The 19,977-nt window shown below is 66.9% G+C and carries 17 protein-coding genes; 6 read left to right on the top strand and 11 right to left on the bottom strand.

Annotation, left to right across the window (positions count from 1 at the left end):
- From U1F38_RS00005 to U1F38_RS00020, 4 genes are all read right to left on the bottom strand, one after another.
- Positions 1 to 1,536, bottom strand: a 1,536-nt coding sequence (locus U1F38_RS00005; protein ID WP_409985000.1) for an Hsp70 family protein, incomplete at its 3' end; no start/stop codon positions are given.
- A complete protein-coding gene (locus U1F38_RS00010) occupies positions 1,533 to 1,904 on the bottom strand; it encodes a hypothetical protein (RefSeq protein WP_409985001.1) in 372 nt (123 codons plus the stop codon). The genes U1F38_RS00005 and U1F38_RS00010, both read right to left, overlap by 4 nt.
- A 319-nt stretch (positions 1,905 to 2,223) precedes the next feature.
- The gene (clpB, locus tag U1F38_RS00015) at positions 2,224 to 4,827 is read right to left on the bottom strand and encodes an ATP-dependent chaperone ClpB (RefSeq protein ID WP_409985002.1); all 2,604 of its coding nucleotides are present in this window, start codon (positions 4,825 to 4,827) and stop codon (positions 2,224 to 2,226) included.
- 21 nt (positions 4,828 to 4,848) lie between these two features.
- Complete coding sequence (locus tag U1F38_RS00020; protein ID WP_409985003.1) at positions 4,849 to 5,511, bottom strand: thermonuclease family protein; 663 nt, start codon at positions 5,509 to 5,511, stop codon at positions 4,849 to 4,851.
- Positions 5,512 to 5,661: 150 nt separating this feature from the next.
- Here U1F38_RS00020 and U1F38_RS00025 point away from each other — a divergent pair, with 150 nt between their 5' ends.
- A complete protein-coding gene (locus U1F38_RS00025) occupies positions 5,662 to 6,513 on the top strand; it encodes an acid phosphatase (RefSeq protein ID WP_409985004.1) in 852 nt (283 codons plus the stop codon).
- A 58-nt stretch (positions 6,514 to 6,571) separates the two neighbouring features.
- On the opposite strand, the gene U1F38_RS00030 is transcribed toward U1F38_RS00025, so the two are convergent.
- The gene (locus U1F38_RS00030) at positions 6,572 to 7,075 is read right to left on the bottom strand and encodes a molybdenum cofactor biosynthesis protein MoaE (RefSeq protein ID WP_409985005.1); all 504 of its coding nucleotides are present in this window, start codon (positions 7,073 to 7,075) and stop codon (positions 6,572 to 6,574) included.
- 68 nt (positions 7,076 to 7,143) lie between these two features.
- On the opposite strand from U1F38_RS00030, the gene U1F38_RS00035 reads away from it, so the two are divergent.
- From U1F38_RS00035 to phaZ, 4 genes are all read left to right on the top strand, one after another.
- Positions 7,144 to 7,920 (top strand): transporter substrate-binding domain-containing protein, encoded by a 777-nt coding sequence (locus U1F38_RS00035; protein WP_409985006.1) that lies wholly within the window; start codon positions 7,144 to 7,146, stop codon positions 7,918 to 7,920.
- Between the two features lie 207 nt (positions 7,921 to 8,127).
- The gene (locus tag U1F38_RS00040) at positions 8,128 to 8,592 is read left to right on the top strand and encodes a MaoC family dehydratase (protein ID WP_409985007.1); all 465 of its coding nucleotides are present in this window, start codon (positions 8,128 to 8,130) and stop codon (positions 8,590 to 8,592) included.
- Between the two features lie 43 nt (positions 8,593 to 8,635).
- Positions 8,636 to 10,381 carry an alpha/beta fold hydrolase gene (locus U1F38_RS00045; RefSeq protein WP_409985008.1) on the top strand — a complete coding sequence of 582 codons (1,746 nt, stop codon included), beginning with the start codon at positions 8,636 to 8,638 and terminating at the stop codon, positions 10,379 to 10,381.
- Entirely contained in the window at positions 10,378 to 11,235 is an 858-nt protein-coding gene (gene phaZ / locus U1F38_RS00050; protein ID WP_409985009.1) for a poly(3-hydroxyalkanoate) depolymerase, read from the top strand. The genes U1F38_RS00045 and phaZ overlap by 4 nt, the downstream gene beginning before the upstream one ends.
- 96 nt (positions 11,236 to 11,331) lie before the next feature.
- On the opposite strand, the gene U1F38_RS00055 is transcribed toward phaZ, so the two are convergent.
- The 3 genes from U1F38_RS00055 to U1F38_RS00065 all read right to left on the bottom strand — a co-directional run bounded on the left by U1F38_RS00055 (position 11,332) and on the right by U1F38_RS00065 (position 14,105).
- Positions 11,332 to 12,570: an MFS transporter gene (locus tag U1F38_RS00055; RefSeq protein WP_409985010.1), complete on the bottom strand. Its 1,239-nt coding sequence runs from the start codon at positions 12,568 to 12,570 to the stop codon at positions 11,332 to 11,334.
- 63 nt (positions 12,571 to 12,633) lie between these two features.
- Positions 12,634 to 13,689 (bottom strand): 3-keto-5-aminohexanoate cleavage protein, encoded by a 1,056-nt coding sequence (locus tag U1F38_RS00060; RefSeq protein ID WP_409985011.1) that lies wholly within the window; start codon positions 13,687 to 13,689, stop codon positions 12,634 to 12,636.
- 11 nt (positions 13,690 to 13,700) lie between these two features.
- Positions 13,701 to 14,105, bottom strand: a complete 405-nt coding sequence (locus U1F38_RS00065) for a carboxymuconolactone decarboxylase family protein (protein ID WP_409985012.1) — start codon at positions 14,103 to 14,105, stop codon at positions 13,701 to 13,703.
- Positions 14,106 to 14,213: 108 nt separating this feature from the next.
- Between U1F38_RS00065 and U1F38_RS00070 the strand changes: the two genes are divergently transcribed.
- Positions 14,214 to 15,227, top strand: a complete 1,014-nt coding sequence (locus U1F38_RS00070) for an AraC family transcriptional regulator ligand-binding domain-containing protein (RefSeq protein WP_409985013.1) — start codon at positions 14,214 to 14,216, stop codon at positions 15,225 to 15,227.
- 19 nt (positions 15,228 to 15,246) lie between these two features.
- Here U1F38_RS00070 and moaD read toward each other — a convergent pair whose 3' ends face one another.
- From moaD to U1F38_RS00085, 3 genes are read right to left on the bottom strand one after another with little or no spacing between them, the layout of a single operon-like run.
- Positions 15,247 to 15,498: a molybdopterin converting factor subunit 1 gene (moaD, locus tag U1F38_RS00075; RefSeq protein ID WP_409985027.1), complete on the bottom strand. Its 252-nt coding sequence runs from the start codon at positions 15,496 to 15,498 to the stop codon at positions 15,247 to 15,249.
- A 2-nt stretch (positions 15,499 to 15,500) separates the two neighbouring features.
- Positions 15,501 to 16,784, bottom strand: a complete 1,284-nt coding sequence (gene glp / locus U1F38_RS00080; protein ID WP_409985014.1) for a gephyrin-like molybdotransferase Glp — start codon at positions 16,782 to 16,784, stop codon at positions 15,501 to 15,503.
- Positions 16,781 to 19,966, bottom strand: coding sequence for a bifunctional cytochrome P450/NADPH--P450 reductase (locus tag U1F38_RS00085; RefSeq protein WP_409985015.1), 3,186 nt, complete (start codon positions 19,964 to 19,966; stop codon positions 16,781 to 16,783). The genes glp and U1F38_RS00085 overlap by 4 nt, the downstream gene beginning before the upstream one ends.
- Positions 19,967 to 19,977 lie beyond the last annotated feature (11 nt).

The raw sequence follows: 19,977 nt of genomic DNA on the forward strand, positions 1-19,977 counted from the left end.
CAACTGGTCGCCTTCACGCACGAGGTAGTCCAGCACCAAGCGCCCGCCGACCTTATCGCGAGCTTCCACGCCAATGGAGTGTGACGCGGGAATCGCGTCGATGCTGGCGGCGGTGCGGGCGATGACGATCTTGTCTTCGCCCAGCGCAACGGGTGCGCCGTTCGAGTCGAACACGAACACCTTGAAGATGTTGTCGCCGGGCTTGGCCAAGCTGAGTTCAAGACTTGCACCGTCCTTGAGTGCGATGCGTCCTGACGACCAGCCCGTATCAAGGCTGTCGATCTGGAACTCGATGCCCGCAGGCGCACGCGACAGCCTGGCAACGATCTTGGCCTTGTGCTCCGGTGTGCGCGCGATGTAGTTGAATGAAAGATCGAGCGCGCCACCAGCACTGATCGCGCCGCGAGAACTTTTACGACCACGACTTTGCGAGGCCCAATCGATGGACTCGGCAAACACTGCCGCGCCTTCAGCAACGGCGGTCATCGGGTTCACGTCGGTGGACGGTGCGATGCCAAGCTCAAACGCCACCTTGTCGCGCAAGTTTTTGTACTGCGCTGGCCCGCCCACAAAGACAATCCGCTCAACGTCGTGCGAACTTAGGCCAGCCTTTTCGATGCTCTCGCGGGTGGCCTGAATGGACTCGTCGACCTTGGAGGCAATCAAGCCGTCGTACAGGCTTCGGGTGATCTGAATGTCGAGGTAGATTTCCTCGCCAGCCTGATCACGCACGCCGAGCTCATTCTCGGCAAGGCTGATGACAGATTCGTCGCTTTGCGACAGCGCAATCTTTGCCTTTTCGGCAGCCCAGGTCGCGATGGTGCGCAACGATTTGTACTGCGGATTGGATGCCAGGTCTTCCGGCAAGTCAAAGTTATCAAGCAGCCACGGCTTGACAATGTTGTCGAACAGGATGCGGTCGAAGTCGCGCCCACCACACATGGCAATGCCGCCATGCGCAAGGAGGTTGACACGGCCACCGATACTTTCGGCGATGGCGACATCCAGCGTGCCCCCACCAATGTCATACACAACAAAAATGCCGTCGTTCTTGCGTTGCCGCATGACGCTCATCACGGCGGCGACTGGCTCTTGCATCAACGCAACCCGTCCAAGCCCGGCTGCATCAGCCGCAGCCATCGTGGCGTCTTTCTGCATTTGGTTGAACGCGGCCGGAACCGTGATAACGGTGCCGGTATCTCCATCACCCCGAATCTCTTCGGGCAAGTAGCCGAAGAGGGAGCGCAACACCTCGGCGGAGCATTCTTCCGGCGTCATGGTGAGGTTGACGGCGGGCAGCTTCACGGGCGTGCTCGTGCCCATGAGCCGTTTGAACAGCACGGCAGCGTTGTCGGGATTCTTGGCTGCGCTGTTGTAGGCGCGCGAGCCGACGTACTTGTTACCGCGCCGGTCAATGAAGATGGCCGATGGCGTGACGTCGTGCTGCTCAGGGCTCTTGTAGAGATGAATTTTCTCCCCGTCGAAGGAGCAGATGGCACTGTTGGTCGTGCCGAGATCGATACCGACGTATTTCACGCTTCCGCCTTCCTGAGCATTACTGTGCCTTGTTTACGCAACCCCTTTGGCCCCATGATGATCGGCTCCAGCATCTGATCGACGAACAACATGTCGTCAGGGCCGAAGTCGCCCAAATTCAAGGCCGATGCCGCCATTCCGGCGTCGTAAGGCTGTCCTTCGACGTTGACCAGCTTGAGACCGTTCGAGTCGAGGCTTTCCTCGACCTTCTTCTGGAAGTAGCGAAGCTGGTTGACGTAGCGGCCTGACTCGCCTGCGTCGAGCTTGCTGACCACCTTTCCGAATAGACGCGAGAAGCGCCAACTCTCGACTGCGATGTCGATCAAGGATTGTTCGAGCTGAGCCCAATCTTCAACCTGTTCTGTCATCCCTCGCTCCATCGGCAACCATATATCAAACGCATCGCTTCTTCACTCTCGAACACCCAGTTCAAGTGACTGGCGTCGACAATACGACCGTCGCCACCACACACCCACCTCCGCAAACGCTCTTCAAAAGTAACGGATTGTACGCAAAACGGGGGCCGCTCCCATCAAAAAAGCAATACGAAAGCTGAAATCATCAAGGATTCCGATGAATGAAGAGCCGTCGCACTTGGTTGCTGCGAAATCGTGCATGCAGTAGCGGCCTTGGCCGCGATGAATCGTCATCGCCGCCAAGGCCGTTCCACCGCGGCCGGCGCAGCCCTCAACCCGGCACGGCGTCGAAGTGGAACACCCCCGGATCCTTGATTGGATCGACCCCCACGCGGATCGTCGTCTTGGGCGCAAACTTGCCTTGCAAAATCTGCGTGGACAGCGGGTTCTCGATGCGCTGCTGGATCGCCCGCTTGAGCGGCCGCGCGCCAAACACCGGATCGAACCCGACCTTGGCCAGTTCGGCCAGCGCCTGGTCGGACACGTCGAGCGTCAGCTCCATGCGCGCCAGCCGCTCGGCCAGCACCTTCAGCTGGATCTTGGCAATGGCACCGATCTGGCTCGCATCCAGCCCGTGGAAGACCACGATCTCGTCGATGCGGTTGAGGAACTCGGGGCGGAAGTGGTTCTTCAGCTCGCCAAACACCGCGTCCTTGACGTCCTCGTACGGCTGCCCCGCCATGCTCTGGATCATGGGGCTGCCGATGTTGCTGGTCATGATGATGACGGTGTTCTTGAAGTCCACCGTGCGGCCCTGTCCGTCGGTCAGGCGGCCATCGTCCAGCACCTGCAGCAGCACGTTGAACACGTCCGGGTGCGCCTTCTCGATTTCGTCGAACAGCACCACGCTGTAGGGCTTGCGCCGCACGGCCTCGGTGAGATACCCACCCTCGTCATAGCCCACGTAGCCCGGCGGCGCGCCGATCAGGCGCGCGACGGAGTGCTTTTCCATGAACTCGCTCATGTCGATGCGCACCATCTGCTGGTCGCTGTCGAACAAGAAGCCCGCCAGCGCCTTGGTCAGCTCGGTCTTGCCCACGCCGGTGGGGCCAAGGAACAGGAACGAGCCCAGCGGCCGGTTGGGGTCGCTCAAACCCGAGCGCGAGCGGCGGATGGCGTTGGCCACCGCCTCGATGGCCTCGTTTTGCCCCACCACGCGCTGGTGCAGGGCGTCCTCCATCTTCAGCAGCTTGTCGCGCTCGCCCTGCATCATCTTGCTGACGGGAATGCCGGTGGCGCGGCTGACGACTTCGGCGATCTCCTCGGCGCCCACCTGCGTGCGCAGCAGCTTGTGCGCCTTGGCCTGCGCGTCGGCGTTCTGCTCGCTGGCCTGGGCTTCCTTCAGTTGCTTTTCCAGCGCGGGCAGCTTGCCGTATTGCAGCTCGGCCACGTGGTTGAAGTCGCCCTTGCGCGTGGCCTCCTGAATCTGGAACTTGATCTGCTCCAGCTCCTTGCGCACCTGCTCGCTGCCCTGGGCGCTGGCTTTTTCAGCCTTCCAGATCTCATCCAGGTCGGCGTATTCCTTTTCCAGCTTGGCCAGGTCTTCCTCGATCAGGGCCAGGCGCTTTTGCGAGGCCTCGTCCTTTTCCTTCTTGACGGCCTCGCGCTCGATCTTGAGCTGGATCATGCGGCGGTCCAGCTTGTCCATCACCTCGGGCTTGGAGTCGATCTCGATCTTGATCTTGGCCGCGGCCTCGTCGATCAGGTCGATCGCCTTGTCGGGCAGAAAGCGGTCGGTGATGTAACGGTGGCTCAGCTCGGCCGCGGCCACGATGGCCGGGTCGGTGATGTCCACGCCGTGGTGCGCCTCGTAACGCTCCTGCAGGCCGCGCAGGATGGCGATGGTGTCCTCCACGCTGGGCTCGCCCACCAGCACCTTCTGAAAGCGCCGCTCCAGCGCCGCGTCCTTCTCGATGTACTTGCGGTATTCATCCAGCGTGGTGGCGCCGATGCAGTGCAGCTCGCCGCGCGCCAGGGCGGGCTTGAGCATGTTGCCGGCGTCGATCGCGCCCTCGGCCTTGCCGGCGCCCACCATGGTGTGCAGCTCATCGATGAACAGGATGATGCGGCCCTCTTCGTGCGCCACTTCCTTGAGCACGGCCTTCAGCCGCTCCTCGAACTCGCCGCGGTACTTGGCACCAGCCAGCAGGCCGGCCATGTCCAGCACCAGCACCTGCTTGTTCTTCAGCGTGTCGGGCACCTCGCCCGCCACGATGCGCTGCGCCAGGCCTTCGACGATGGCGGTCTTGCCCACGCCCGGCTCGCCGATCAGCACCGGGTTGTTCTTGCTGCGCCGCTGCAAGACCTGGATGGTGCGGCGGATTTCGTCATCGCGGCCGATTACCGGGTCGAGCTTGCCCTGGCGCGCGCGCTCGGTCAGATCGAGCGTGTACTTCTTCAGCGCCTCGCGCTGGCCTTCGGCCTCGGCCGAATCCACGCCCTGCCCGCCGCGCACCGCCTCGATGGCCGCCTCCAGCGCCTTGCGCGACAGGCCGGCCTCCTTGGCAATGCGGCCGGCCTCGCCCTTGGCGTCGCACAGCGCCAGCAAGAACATCTCGCTGGCAACGAACTGATCGCCGCGCTGGATGCTTTCCTTCTCGGTGGCCTGCAGCAGCTTCAGCAGGTCGGGGCCGGGCTGCACCTGCTCCTGCCCCTGCACACTGGGCAGGCGCCCTATGGCCGCATTGGCCGCATTCGCCAGCGCGGCGGTGTTGACGCCGGCGCGCGCCAGCAAGGCCTTGGGCCCGTCCTCCTGCTGCAGCATGGCCGCCAGCAGGTGCTCGGGCTGGATGTAGGCGTTGTCGTGCCCCAGGGCCAGCGACTGCGCGTCGGCCAGGGCTTCCTGAAATTTGGTGGTGAGTTTGTCGAGTCGCATGAATAAGCTCCGAATTGCCCATCAGGTGAGGCGGGTTCCGATGGTTTCAAGATACTGCAGACGCCATGGGCCCGACAAGCCGATTGGGGCCGCCCCAGTGGTGGCTGGAGAGGGTCCATGCGGACACGCGCCGAGTCGCCGCCGAAAATCGGCCGGCCGCTCGGGCGCGCTGGCCGCGAAGACGCCGCTTCGGCTCACACGCGCGGCGTCCTCCTCCCGCCCGTAGCGGCCCCGGCGCCAGCCGTTCGAATCGGACCAGGCCCAGCCGTCCTGCACCATCCGGGCCGCCACGTCCAGCCCGTCGCGCTCGCGCCGAACGCTTGCAATGGCGCGGCCGTAGCGGTCGTGCGCGCGCACGCTCACCCGCAGGGGCTCGCCCCGCACCAGCGCCAGCAGGGCCGCCCGCGCGGGGGCGCCGCCGGCCTGGCAAATCTCGGGCGCGTCGATGCCGTCGATGCGCAGCCGGACACGGGCGCCGCCGCCCGCCGGGAGCACCCAGATCGAGTCGCCGTCAACCACGTAGCCGACCCGCGCCGACCAACTGGCGCCGTTGCCGGCAGCGCGGACGCTTTCCTGCGCGTGGGCAGCGGGCAGCAGCACGCCCGCAAGCATGGCAGCGCAAAGCAGCCGGCGTGGGGCCCAGGGCTTGCGGTCGCGGGGATCTTGATGGCGATTCATGTTCATGCCCGGCATCGTAGAGGACCGCGGGCGCTTGCGCGATGCGCCGCCAAGCCCGCCGGGCTGTCGCCCACCCAACAACACCCGGCCCTGCCCAACCCTACACTGCGTCCGGGCTCGGCCCAACGCGTTTCAACACACCAAGGAGACCCGATCATGCGCCCCCAACACCTGCCCTTCGCCGCCGCACTGGCCGGCACCCTGCTGCTTGCCGCCTGCGCCGGCGCGCCGCAGGCGCCGACGTCTGCTGCCGAGGTCGGCGAGCTGCGCCCCGGCTCGGGCTACCTCAAGGGCTATCTCGGCCGCGACGAGTTGCCCGACAGCCTGGCGCTGGTGCCTCCGCCACCCGCCAAGGGCTCCGCTGCCCAGGCCGACGACGACGCGGCGTATCGCGCGCTGACGGCCTTGCAAGCCGGCCCGCGTGGGGTGCAGGCTGCCAGGGACGCCAATCTGAAGTTCCCGGCGGCGGCCAGCCACTTCGCCTGCGCGCTGGGCGTGCAGATATCCGAGCAAGCCACGCCCAACCTGAACATGCTGCTGCGCCGCACGCTGGCCGATGCCGGCTTTTCCACCTACAAGGCCAAGGACCACTATCAGCGCACGCGACCCTTCGTGGCCTTCGATGCGCCCAGTTGCACGCCGGCGGACGAGCCGAGCCTGCGCAAGGACGGCTCCTACCCGTCCGGGCATTCAGCCCTGGGCTGGGCCTGGGCGCTGGTGTTGACGCAGGCCGCGCCGGATCGCGCCGACGCCCTGCTGCAGCGCGGGCGTGCCTTTGGCCAAAGCCGCGGCGTATGCGGCGTGCACTGGAAGAGCGACATTCTGGCCGGCCGGATGATGGGCGCGGCCGCCGTGGCGCGTTTGCAAGGCAACCCCGTCTATCAGGCGCAGTTGACGGCGGCCAAGATCGAAATTGCCAGGCAGCGCGCCAGTGGACACGTGCCCCCTGCCGCCGATTGCACCGCCGAGTCGCAGGCTCTGGACCTGTCGACCGCCCTGGCGCCTTGATCCGCCCGCTTGCGCGCAAGGCCCTCGCCGCACAGCCCCGGGCGCCGCGGGCTTGCCCTCAGGCATTGCCCAGCGCCAGCCCCCAGCGCGCCAGCGCCACATCGTCGCTGACGCGCGCATCCACCCAGCGCGCGCCGTCGGGCGTGGTTTCCTTCTTCCAGAACGGCGCCTGGGTCTTGAGGTAGTCCATCAGGAATTCGCAGGCCTGAAAGCTCTCGCGGCGGTTCATCGACGTGACCGCCACCAGCACGATCTGATCGAGCGGCTGCAACAGGCCGATGCGGTGCACCACGCGCGCGGCGATGATGTCAAAACGGCGGTGGGCGGCGTCGATCATGGCCTCGATGGCCGTCTCGGTCATGCCGGGGTAGTGCTCCAGCTCCACCGCGCTCACGCTGCCCGCCGCCGCGCCGGCGTGCCGATCGCGCACGGTGCCGACAAAGGCGCACACGGCCCCCACGCAAGCGTCGCCGTCCCGCAAGCGGGCCACCTCATGGGCCAAGTCGAAGTCGGCACGCTGAATGCTCACCCGGGGGCTGCGCCCTGCCTTGATCTCTTGCATGAAGACGATTGTGGCACCGCACAGGCGTTAAGCTGAATGCCCTCCCAACCCTCCCTCAGGACTTCACCATGCCCAAGCTCAAGCACCTGCTGTCTGCCCTCCTCGTCGCCACCTGCGCGCTCGGCCCTGCTGCCGGTGCGGCCGAGCGCCTGGACAAGATCATGGACACCAAGGTGCTGCGCGTGGGCACGCCGGGCGACTACCGGCCCTTCGCCATCCGGCAGGGCGATGGCTATGCCGGCCACGACATCGACACCATCGAGGCGCTGGCCAAGGAGCTGGGCGTGAAGGTGCAATACGTGCCCACCAGCTGGCCCAACCTGCTGAAGGACTTGCAATCCAACCAGTTCGACGTGGCCGTGGGCGGCATCACGCGCAACCCCGCACGCCTGCGCGTGGCGGCCATGCTGCCGGGCTATGCGCCCTTCGGCAAGGTGGCGCTGGTGCGCGCCGCGGACAAGGACAGGTTCAAGAGCATGCAGGACCTCAACCAGCCCGGCGTGCGCGTGATCAAGAACCCCGGCGGCACCAACGAGGCCTTCGTGCTGCAAAACCTGGGCGCGGCCCAGATCAGCACGCACGACAAGAACGCCGAAATCCCGGCCCTGATCGCAGGCGGCAAGGGCGACGTGATGATCACCGAAACCTACGAGGCCCTGCACTACGCCAAGACCGACCCACGCCTGGCCGCCGTTTTCATCGACGCGCCGCTCACGCCCACCAACTACCTGGGTTTTCTGCTGCCCGTCGATGACGCCGACTACCTGCGCGAGATGGGCTTTGCGTGGGACTTGCTGGACAAGCGCGGCACGCTCAAGGCCATCGACGACAAATGGTTGAAATGAGTCGCCCCCAGTCTTCACTCGGTGCGCGATGCTCCGCCTGGTGCTCGCCACGTCGCGGGCATGGCCTGCTTCGCGGCCTTCAGGCACTGTGGGCTTCAATGGCTGCGGGTGGCGCGCAGCACCATGGATCGCTGAAACGATCGAGTACGGAGACGGTCGCGACCAATTCAGCTACATTGGCGATCAGCCCAACACAAGGAGACTGGCATGGCGATCGCGGGTTACAGCTTGAAGACACTGCCCGACTTTGTCGGCAAGGAACTGGGGGAATCGAGTTGGGTGCAGGTGGATCAGCCGCGCATCGACCAGTTCGCCGAGTGCACGGGTGACCACCAATGGATTCACGTCGACCCCAAGCGCGCCAGTGCCGAAAGCCCCTACGGCGGCACCATTGCGCACGGCTTCCTGACGCTCTCGATGGTGGCCACGATGGCGATGGAAGTGGGCATCGTGCCCGCCGACGCGCGCGCCGGCCTCAACTACGGCATGGACAAACTGCGTTTCATGGCGCCGGTCAAGACCGGCGCGCGCGTGCGCTGCCGTGTCGAACTGATCTCGGCCGAAGACAAGGGCGGCGGCAACACCCTGATCAAGACGCGCAACACGCTGGAAATCGAAGGGGGCCAGAAACCGGGCCTGGTGGCTGAAATGCTGGTCATGCTGATCCCGTGAGCGGCTGGACAACGCTTTTTTTCGTACAACGAGGAGACAAGACATGGCCAGGAAGAAGGCAAGCGCGGCAGCGACCGCCGTTGAGACCCGCCCCGATGCCGACGCCGACAACGACGCCACCCAGGCAGTCGGTGGCCTGAACGCCCTGGGCGAGTTGCGCTTGGAAGACCTGCGCGACAGCGCCCTCAAGCTGTGGCTCCAGGCCTTGCGCCATCCGGCCGTGGTCGCCAGGGAAAGCGCCGCGTTCTACGCGCAGCTGGCCAAGATCATCGTGCGCGGCGACGGTGAAGAGGAGACGCTCAGCACCGATGCGCGCTTCAGCGATTCGGCCTGGCAAAAAAACGGTCTGTACCGGCGGCTGTTGCCGGCCTATCAGGCCTGGGCGCAGTCCTTGCAGAATTTTGTCGACCAGGCAGGGCTCGATCCGAAGGAAACGGGCCGCGCCAAGTTTCTGGTGTCGCAGGTGACCGAGGCCTTCGCGCCCACCAATTTTTTGCTGGGCAACCCGGCCGCGCTCAAGCGCGCGATTGACAGCGGCGGCAAGAGCCTGCTCAGCGGCTACCAGAACTGGCTGAGCGACGTGACGGCGCGCCGCCCCGTACCCTCTCAGGTGGACACGCGCCCCTTCAAGGTCGGCGACAACCTGGCCGCCACGCCCGGCGACGTGGTGATGCGCACCGAGCTGTTCGAGCTGCTGCAATACGCGCCGCAGACCGACAAAGTCCATGAGCGGCCGATCCTGGTAATTCCGTCGATCATCAACAAATACTATGCGTTCGACCTGGCGCCCGGGCGCAGCATTCTGGAGTACCTGGTCCAGAACGGCTTCACGGTGTTCGTCATGGTGTACCGCAACCCCGGCAAGGCGCACGATTCATGGGGCATGGACACCTACATGAACGGCATGGATGAGGCGCTTGCCGCGGTACAAGACATCTCCGGCTGCCAGGACCCGAACGTGCTGGCCGTGTGCGGCGCGGCGCCGCTGGCTGTCACCGTGGCCGGCTATCACGAAGCCCTGAAGTCGAAAAACATCGGCTCGATGACGCTGTTCGTGGCGCCGCTGGACACCGCGGCGATGGAAAAGACACCCGTGCTCGGCGACTTCAGCGACCCGAAGCTCGCCAAGCTGTCGAAGACCCTGATGCCGCAAAAGAGCGACCGCATCAGCGCCGACGAATTCACCCTGCTGTTCGCGATGCTGCGGCCCAACGACCTGATCTGGAACTACTGGGTCAACAACTACCTGATGGGCGAAGGCCCGCCCGCCTTCGACGTCCTGGCCTGGAACTCGGACGCCACCGGCATGACCGCCCAGTACAACCGCGACTTCCAGGACTTCTGCGCGCGCAACCCGCTGGCCACGCCAGGCGCCATGCGCTTTCGCGATACGCCGATCGCCGACGTCTCCAGGTTTGGCTTCGACAGCCTGGTCATCGCCGCTCGAACAGACCACATCTGCCCGTGGCCGTCGGTGTACCGCTCCGCCCAGATGCTGGGCAAACGCTGCGATTTTCTGCTGGGTGGGCGCGGTCACATCCAGACCATCGTGGCGCCGCCGGGAGGCAAGAAGGACCACTATTTCCTGAACCCGGACCATTCGAAAGACGCGGACGCATGGTTCGCGGGCGCTCAGCGGGTCGACGGCAGCTGGTGGCCGTACTACGTCGAGTGGTGTGGCAAACGCTCGGGCAAAATGGTCGCCGCCCCAAAAAAGCCCGGCAACAAGACCCATCCGTCGCTGGGCAAGGCGCCCGGCACCTACGTGCATGAAAAGGCATCGTCTTGATCGACACCATGGACTCCCCAGACACCGTGACCACCCACCGGGCCGAACCGCGATTTGAACGAAGGACCGTCGACGGCCAGGAACTGCGAATCGCGGTGTGGGCCGGCTCGTCCGCGGACAAGCCACCGCTGCTGCTGTTCAACGGCATCGGCTCGCGCATCGAGCTGGTGGCCCCGTTTGTCGAGCACCTGGACCCTGAGCGCGAAATCATCGCGTTGGACGTGCCCGGCACCGGCGAATCGCCCGCCACCCAATTCCCGTACCGACTGTGGATGATCGCCCGCATGGTGGGGCGCCTGCTCGACCAGTTGAAGATCGAGCGGGTGGACACCCTGGGCGTCTCATGGGGCGGAACCCTGGCCCAGCAGTTTGCCCTGCAGAACCCGCGGCGCTGTCGCCGGCTGGTGCTGGCGGCCACGGCCACGGGCGGGCTGCTGGTTCCCGGCGACTTGAAGGTCCTGGCGAAAATGGCGACGCCGCGCCGGTTCAAGGACCCCAACTTCATGCGGGAAAACATGGGGGCGCTGTACGGCGGCCTGGCACGCACCGACCCCGACTTGCTCGCCGATTTTGCGCGCCTGAGCCGCTCGCCCAGCCGGCGCGGCTATCTCTATCAACAGATGGCGCTGGCGGGCTGGGTCAGCGCGCCGCTCCTGCCCCTGCTCCGGCAGCCGACCCTGGTGCTGGCCGGCAGCGACGACCCGCTCGTCCCCTTGGTGAACGCCCGCATCCTGGCGCGGCTGATTCCGCACAGCACCTTGACCGTGCTGGACGATGGGCATCTGTTCCTGTTCACCAAAGCGCGCGAGTCCGCCGAATCGGTCGATCGGTTTTTGGATTCCAGCGAGCACTAGGCACGCGTATCGCCATCGCGCAGGCACTGCGCGCCCAGCGTTCGTGTCCGGGGGGTATCGCCCTGCTTTGTTCCTGCCCAGGCCGAAGGCGCCGACTCAATGCGCGATGACGCCCGTGGGCGCCGCTGCGATGCGCGGCCCGCGCGCGGCCAGCGCGTAGAACAACGCGCCGACGATCACAAGCACGTCGGTCGCGATCAGCACCTGGGTCAGCGCATGCTGCGAGCCGGCCGCGACCAGGCGGTCGCTGACCGCGCCGGCCACGAGATTGCCGATGGCGATCGCGAACACGTTGATCAGCAGCATCGTGATACCGGTGATGGTCGCGCGCATCGCGTCCGGCGTCAGCCCCTGAATCAGCGCGATCGACGGCCCGTAGGCGGCCAGCGGCAGGAAGAAACTCGCGCACAGACCGACGTACAGCAGCGGCGAGCCCGCGCCCGCAAAGCGCGAGGCGATCATCAACGGGCCGCAGATCAGCACGAGCAGCACGATGAAGCCGGCGTGGCCGCCGGGCAGGCGCCGCGCCAGGCGGTCGCTGAGCACGCCGCCGATCAAGGTGCCGAGCACGCCGAACACGATGCCCAGCAAGCCGACGGTGCGCGCCGCCACTGCTGCGTCCACACCGCGCTCGCGCACCAGCCACAACTGCGCAAAGGTGATGCCGACAAAGGCCAGGTGCAGGAACACGAAACCGATCACCGTCATCGCCACTGTCGGGTTGCCGCGCAGCAGTTGCGCGACGTTGCGCAACTGCTGCGGGAACGGCGCGCCGCGTTCCGCTTCCACACGTTCGACGCGGCGGTCCTTGAACCACAACGCCGCCACGCCGACTACGACACCGATCACGCCTAGCGCGTGAAAGCTGCCGCGCCAGCCCAGCGCCGCGCCCAGCACACCGGCCAGCGCAAACGCCAAGCCCAGGCCGAGCGGAATGCCCATGAAGAACACGCCCATCGCGCCGCCGCGCCGCCGCTCGCCGAACAGCTCGGTCAAGAGGGACACGGCGGCCGGCACCAGCGCCGCCTCGCCACTGGCGACGAAGAAGCGCGCCGCGGCCATCTGCTCGAAGTTGTGCGCCCACCCCGATGCGGCGGTGCAGGCGCTCCAGATCAGGATGCCGGCAGCCATCACCCGCGTGCGGCTGAACCGGTCGGCGATGGAGCCGAGCAGCACCGCCATCACGCCGAAGCTGAGCACCCACACGGCGCCGGTCAGGAACCCGTACTGGGCGTTGTTCAGCGCCAGATCCCGGGTGATCTCGGGTGCGAAGCCGAGCAGCATATTGCGGTCGATGTGCGCCAGCACATGCGTGGCCAGCAGGGCCAGCAGCACGGTGCGCGGGTGGTTCTTCCAGCCCATCGATGTCTCCTTTTTTCGTTGTGTTGCCAGCGGCGCTCAGGCGGCGCGGCGCAGCGGCTCGCCGCGTTCACCGGCACGGCGGTTGGGCGCGTAGCCCAGGGCGAGCAGTGTTTCGTCCGCACCCGCATACTGCGTGCCGATCTGGTAGATGCGGCGTGCCTCCTCGCCGCTCGCGACCTCGCGGTGCAACTCGCGGGCGATGCGCACCGTCTGCTCGATCTGCTGCACGCTGGTCATGCGTTCGCCCCTGCGGCCCCACAGGTTGTCCTCAATGCCGACGCGCACATGCAGGCCCATGGCAATGGCCATGGTGTTCAGCGGCAGCACGTTGCGCATGATGCTCTCGATGGTCAGCACGGCGCCGGCCGGCACGCGGCGGATGAATTCCATCATGTTGTACGGGCTGGGCCCATCGGCGCCGCCGCCGATCGCGACCCAGTTCAGCACCAGCGGGCCGGTGTAGACCGCGCGGCGGATCAGTCGTTCGACGGTCTCAAGCTGGCCAACGTCGCCGAGCATGAAGTGCGGCTGGATTCCGTTGGCCTGCAAGCGCTTCAGGTGCTCGGCGACGAAATCCGGGCCCGAGGGGATCCACATCTCGCGGTACGCCGCCTGATACGCCGGCAGAGCGAGCGAAGTGCCGGCAACGTCGTCCGCACTCAGCAGCTCGCACACGTTCATCTGGTTCGTGTTGATCGCGATCGTGACTTGGTCGGGCTTGGGGTCGAGCTCGGCCAGCATGTGGCGCGTGTCGTCGTTCAGCCATTTCGCGTCGGCGCCCTCGCCTTCCGGCGCGAACGAGATCGAGCCGCCGACCTGCAGCAGCATCTTCGGCACCGCGTCGCGCAGCCGTGCCAGCATCTCGTTGAACATCGACAGGCGCTTGCTGCCCTTGCCATCGGCCTCGCGGCAATGCACGTGCAGCACGGTCGCGCCAGCGTTCCAGCAGTCGACCGCCTTCTGCACCTGTTCGGCCATCGTCACCGGAATGTCGTCGGAATCGCCCGGCAGAAATTCGGGGCCATAGGGCGCGACCTGGATCACCAGCGGTTGCTGGTTTTCGGGCAAGAGGGAATCGTCGAGGAATTGCATGGTGGTCTCCTTCAGGGTTGGGGGATCGGGTCGCGGCGGCACTGGGCCGCCAGTTCTTCGAGCAGGATCGGCGCGCCCAGGCTCATCGTGTGGATGCCGAGCACCGACACGCACTGCAGCACGGCGGTGATTTCCTCCTGGGTCGCGCCGAGCGCGAGGGCCTGGCGGATGTGGCGGCGCACGCCGGGGCCGTACAGGTGCGTGCAGGACGCATCCACCGCGATCGCGATGAATTCAATGGTCTTGGCGTCGAGCACGCCGCTCTGCATGGGCGCCAGGCCCATGGTCATGAATTTTTCGGTCCAGGCCGGGTCCAGTTCATAGAACGGGTCCCATGCGGAATTCCATTGGCCGATCTTGCGCAACTGGTCGCACATCGGTGTGGCGGGTTTCGTTTCGGTATTTGTCTCGGTCATGGCGATCTTCTGCGGCTGTCGTTTTGATGGATTGAATTGTTGGCTTGGCCCAGCGCATGTGATTGACTTTTCGAGACGGTGATTTACCATTTCGGGACATTGGATGGATTGACCACGACCGCCCTCGTTCGCAGCGCCAGCCTCACCGGCTTTGCCACATTGGCCGCCGAATGCGGCATCGATGCGCGCGCGCTGGCGGCGCAAGCCGGCCTGCCGCGCAACTGCCTGGACGAACCGGATTTGATGATCCCGGTGCTGGCAGTCGGGCGCCTGCTGGAGCTGGCGGCCGCGCGGGGACGCGAGCCCGCCTTCGGGCTGCGGCTGGCCGAGGCGCGCCGGCTGTCCAACCTCGGGCCACTCGGCCTGCTGGTGCGCGACGCGCCGACGCTCAGGCACGCGCTGGAGACACTGATCACCCACATCCACGCGCACAACGAGGCGCTGTCGGTGCGCATCGAGCAGGTCGGCAACCTGGTCTCGATCCGGGCCATGCTCGATGCCACCAACGGCCCCTACCGCCAGGCAACCGAACTGGTGGTCGGAGTCACGTTCAGGTTGCTCAGCGTGTTCTTGGGCGCGGCGTGGCGACCCCGGCTGGTGTGCTTTGCGCATCGGGCGCCGGCGAGCCTGGCGGTGCACCGGCGCGTGTTCGGCGGCGCGGTCGAGTTCGGCCACGAGTTCAACGGCATCGTCTGCAACGCGGCCGATCTCGATGCGCCCAACCCCGGCGCGGACCCGGTGATGGCACGCTACACGCGCCGCCTGCTCGAGCAGGCGCCGGGCAGCCGGCCCACCGTGAGCGTGCGGGTGCGCGAATTCATTGCCGTGCTGCTGCCGCTCGGGCATTGCCGTGCCGACACGGTCGCACAGCATCTGGGCATCGACCGCCGCACGCTGGCCCGGCATCTGGCGGCCGAGGGGCTGAGCTTCAGCCTGCTAATGAACAAGGTGCGCAGCGAGTTGCTCGCCATCTATCTCGACGATGGCGCGCGCGCCCTGTCGGAGGTGTCCGACCTGCTCGGCTTCGCCGCGCCGAGCGCGTTCTCACGCTGGCATCGCGCCCGGTTCGGCGTTGCCGCGCGCAGCCGGGTGGGTGCGCATGCGCCGAAGTGGCTGCGGTGACCAGACCCCCGCAGGCCGCCTACCCGCCCGTGACCGGCGGGAAAAACGCCACCTCGGCCTCGGCCATCAGCGGCTCGTCGTCGCCCACCATCACCTGGTTCTGCGCTGCACGCACGGCCTTGCCTGGCGCCAGCGCTTCGGCGTAGTGGCCGCCGCGTGCGGCCAGCTCGCGGCGCAATGCGCCCAGCGTGGCAGCCTGCGTGCTCACGGCTTCAGATCCGGTGCCCAAGGCTTCGCGCAGCGACGCAAAGTAGCGCACGGTGATCTGCATCGTCATGCCATCAGCTCCGCCAGCGGGATGAAGCGCACCGCGTCACCTGCCGCGATGGTCGCGCCGGCGGGGTGATCGACCAGGCCCTGGGCCCAGTGCATGGAGGTCAGCACGCCCGAGCTCTGGTTGGCAAACAGATCCAGCCCGCCCTGCGCATTGCGTCGCACGCGCAGGAATTCGCGGCGCTTGTCGGGCTTGGGCAGGGCAAAGTCGGCCCGCAACGCAACGGCCGGCACATCCAGCTTCGTGGCGCCTTGCAATGCCAGCACGAAGGGCCGCACCAGCAACAAAAAGGTGACGAAACTGGACACCGGGTTGCCTGGCAGGCCAATGAAGTGGGCCGCGCCGCCGCCGGCGCGCGCGACGTGGCCATAGGCAAAGGGCTTGCCGGGCTTGATGGCGATCTGCCACAGGTCGAGCGCGCCCAGCTGTTGCACGGCCGGCTTGACGTGGTCTTCCTCGCCCACCGACACGCCGCCGCTGGTCAGGATCACATCGTGCCCCGCCGCCGCGCCGCGCAGGGCGTCCACCGTGGCGTCCAGGCTGTCGGGCACGATACCCAGGTCGGTCACCTCGCAGCCCAGGCGCTGCAGCAGGGCGCGCAGGAAATAGCGGTTGCTGTTGTAGATGGCGCCGGGCGGCATGGCCTCGGGCGCCACGGTGCCGGGCGTGACCAGCTCGTCGCCGGTGGAGAACATGGCCACGCGCGGGCGGCGCGATACGCTCAGGCGATCCAGACCGATACCGGCTGCCAGCCCAGTGCTGGCGGGCGTCAGACGCTCTCCTTTTGCGAGTACCACGGCGCCGTGCGCGACGTCCTCGCCGGCGCGGCGGATGGACAGGCCGACCGCGGGCGCGGTTCGGATGCGCACCTGCGTGCCGCCTTCCAGCGCCTCGGTGTCCTCTTGCATCACAACCGCGTCGGCGCCCGCGGGCACGGGCGCGCCGGTGAAGATGCGCGCGGCCGTACCGGGCGCCAGCGGCTGACCGACCTGGCCGGCGGCGATGCGCTGCGACACGGGCAGCACGGCGCCCGCTGACTGGCAATCGGCACTGCGCACGGCATAGCCGTCCATGGCGCTGTTGTCCAGCGGCGGCACGGTCATTTGCGCCACCACGTCCTGCGCCAGCACGCGGCCGTCGGCGTCGAAGGTGGAGACGGATTCGACGCCCAGATTGGCCACGGCTTGCGCCAGCAGACGCTCGAGCGCCTCGTCCAAAGGCATCAGGGGCCGGCGCGCAGGGGCCGGCGTTTGGGGGGTGGATTCAGGCTTGGGGGCGTTCATGCAAACACGTCGGAGACATAGCGGCCGGATTCACGCTCGATCTTATCGGCCCAGGCCTCGGCCTGCTCGCGCGTGGCGCCCACCGCCTCCTGGTAGATGCGCAGGAAGGTGTCGCGCACGGCGGGCGCCATGTGCTTGCCGTCGCCGCACACATACACGTGTGCGCCGCGCTTGAACAGTTCGGCCACGTCGGCGCGGTCCTGCCACAGGCGATGCTGCACAAACGTGATATCGCCCTGCGGCGCCTTGTAGAAGGCCGGCCGCACGCTCACCACGCCGGCCTTTTCCCAGGCGGCCAGTTCGTCGCGGTACAGGTAGTCCACGTCGGGGTGGTCGCAGCCGAAGAACAGCAGCGCGGGCCCCACGCTGCGGCCGTTTTGCGCCTGGATGGCGCGCTCCTGCACAAAGCCGTGAAAGGGGGCGAGGCCGGTGCCGGCGCACACCATGATGATGGGCGTCTCGGGCGATGCGGGTGGATGGAAATGGTCGTTGGATGAGCGCACCGCCACCGCCACGCGGGTGCCCGGCTTGCACGCGGCCAGATAGCTGGAGGCCATGCCCTGGTAGCGGCCCTGGCCGGACAGCGCCGGTGCATCGACCACGGCCACGGTGACGGTGCAGCGCTCGGCGTTCCACAAGGGCGATGACGAGATCGAGTACTGGCGCGCCCGCGCGGGCGGCAGCATCTCCAGAAAAGCCGCCAGGTCCAGCTCGCACGAGGCATAACGCTCCAGCAATTCGAGCACCGACACGCGCTTGGCCAGCACGTCGCGCTGATACGCAGCGTCTTCGGCCAGGGCTTTCAGCTCGGCCTGCTCGGGCGGGCAGCGTGTGGCGGCGGCCAGCTGCCCCACCTGCGCGCGCGTGGCGGGCTGGGCCAGCTCGACGTAGTGAAACAGCACCTCACTGGCCGTCACCGGGTGATCGACCGGCAGCGAGGTGATGCTGCCCGCCGCCTTGCGGATGACGATCTGGCTGTCGGCCGCCAGGTTGAAGCGCTTGAGCGCGCGCATCACCACGCCGATGGGGTTGTGCGCCAGCACGCTCAGGTAGTCGCCGGCGCGATAGCTCATGCCCTCGGGCAGGCGGATGTCGATGTGGCGCTTGGAGCGCGCGCCGGGCGCGTCCATGTTGACCAGCTCGCGGTTTTCCACCACCTCGCCGTATTGCAGCTCGCCCAGGCGCAGGATGCTTGATCGGCCGTCCTGCACGCGCTCGATCTGCAGCTGCGCGCCGCTGGGCTTGTCCTGCACCTGCTTGCCCAGGGCCTGGCCCAGCGCGGGCCACAGGCCGCCATACCACTCGTCGAAGGCGCCGAAGAAGTCGCCGCCCGAATCGGTCTCGCCGCGCTCGCCCACGCGCGTGGCACCCGCCGCTTGCAGCGCGGCGTCGAGCCGCTTGGGCACGGCTTGCCAGGTGCGCGCCCACTGGCGGTTGCCGCAGCCGAACACCGCGTAGTGCACGCCCTTGAGGGTGTCGGCCGACAAGCCCTCGGCCCAGGCGGTGAACTGCCTGGCGTTGTCGGGCGGCTGGCCCTCGTACGAAGCGGTGACGATGACGACCGCGCCTTCGGTCGGCAGGGCGCCGGTGTGCTCGTCCAGCGGCGCGGTGCGCGCGGCGTAGCCCTGGCCCTGTGCCTCGCTGGCGATGCGCTGGGCAAAGGCCTCGGACGAGCCGGTGTTGGAGCCATACAGCACCAGCAGCGGCGTGCCCGCCTGGCCTGGCGCCAGCGCCGCCACGGGCGCGGCGGGCGCGGCCTTGGCTGCCTGGCGCGGCACTGCACTGCGCGCCCTGAAGGCCCCGCCCCCGCGGCGCTTGACGCGCATGTGAAAGCCCTCGGGCTTGAGCGTGAGCGTTTCCTTGACCTTGAGCTGATAGGCCGGGTCGTCTTCGATCAAGTCAAAGCGCTGCAAGATCATGGACACCAGCAGCATCGCCTCCTGCATGGCAAAAGGGCGGCCGATGCAGGCGCGCTGGCCATTGCCAAAGGGCTTCCAGGCGTTGGGCGGCATTTTTTCCATCAGGCCCGGATCGAAGCGCTCGGGGCGGAACTCCTCCACGTCATCACCCCACACCGAGGTGTCGCGGTGCAGCATGGGGGTGAGCACCATCAGCGTGTCGCGCTTTGTCACCGCATACTTGCCGCCGATGACGGTGTCCTGCAAGGGCTTGAGCGCAAAGGCCGGCGCGGTGGGCCAGATGCGCAGCGACTCCATCAGGATCTGCTCGATGTAGCGCAGCTTGCCCAGGTCTTCCACGCGCGGCAGCTCGCCCGCCAGCACCTCGTCCACCTGCGCGCGGGCCTTGGCCAGCACGCGCGGGTTCTTGCACAAAAAGTACATCACGAAGGACAGCAGGCCGCTCGTCGTTTCGTGCCCCGCGATCAGAAAGGTGACCATCTGGTAGCGGATGTTTTCGTCCGACAGGCCCTCGCCCGTGGCCGGGTCACGCCCTTGCAGCATCAGGCCCAGCAGGTCTTTCTTGCTGGCGGCGTCGGGGTCGCGCCGGCGCTCGGCGATCAGGCTCTCGGCCACCTCGCGCATGAGGCGCAAATCGTCCTCGTAGCGGCGGCGCGTGCCCAGCATCAGCTTGCTGGCGATCTCGGGGCGGCGCTCGCGCGCGCCGGCCTCGGCCAGCGCATCGACCATGGCGCCGACGAAGGGGTGCATGCCCTCCTGATAAAAGCTGTTGAAGCGGTAGTCGAATGCGCACAGGGCAATGGTGTCCAGCGTCAGGCGCGTCATGTCCTCGGTGACCTCGATCACGTGGTCGGGCCCGAAGCGCTCCCAGCGCAGCAGCATCTGGTCGGCGATGTCCAGCATCTCATCGAACATCCCGCGCATGCCCAGGGGCCCAAACGCCGGCATCAGGATGTGGTGCGCCTTGGCCCAGTTGGGCTCTTCGGTCTTGGCGGTGAACAGGCCGTCGCCGGCAAAGTCGCGGATGTTCTTGAGCGTGGCGTGCACGCGTTTGTCGAAGCGCTTTTCGTCACTCAGCTCGTTGATCAGCTCCTGCGAGCTGACCAGCGTGAGCATCTTGCCGAACAGCTCCAGCTGAAAGATCGGCCCCATGATGCGCGCCTGGCGCATCAGACCCTGGATGGGTGCGTCGCCGTCGATCGAGCGCAGGTTGCCGATCAGCGGGTCGCCCTTGGGGCGCGGAATGGCGGTGGTCTGGGACACGCGATGTCTCC

It is taken from the genome of Ottowia sp. (genome assembly GCF_046348305.1).
GTDB lineage: Bacteria > Pseudomonadota > Gammaproteobacteria > Burkholderiales > Burkholderiaceae_C > Ottowia.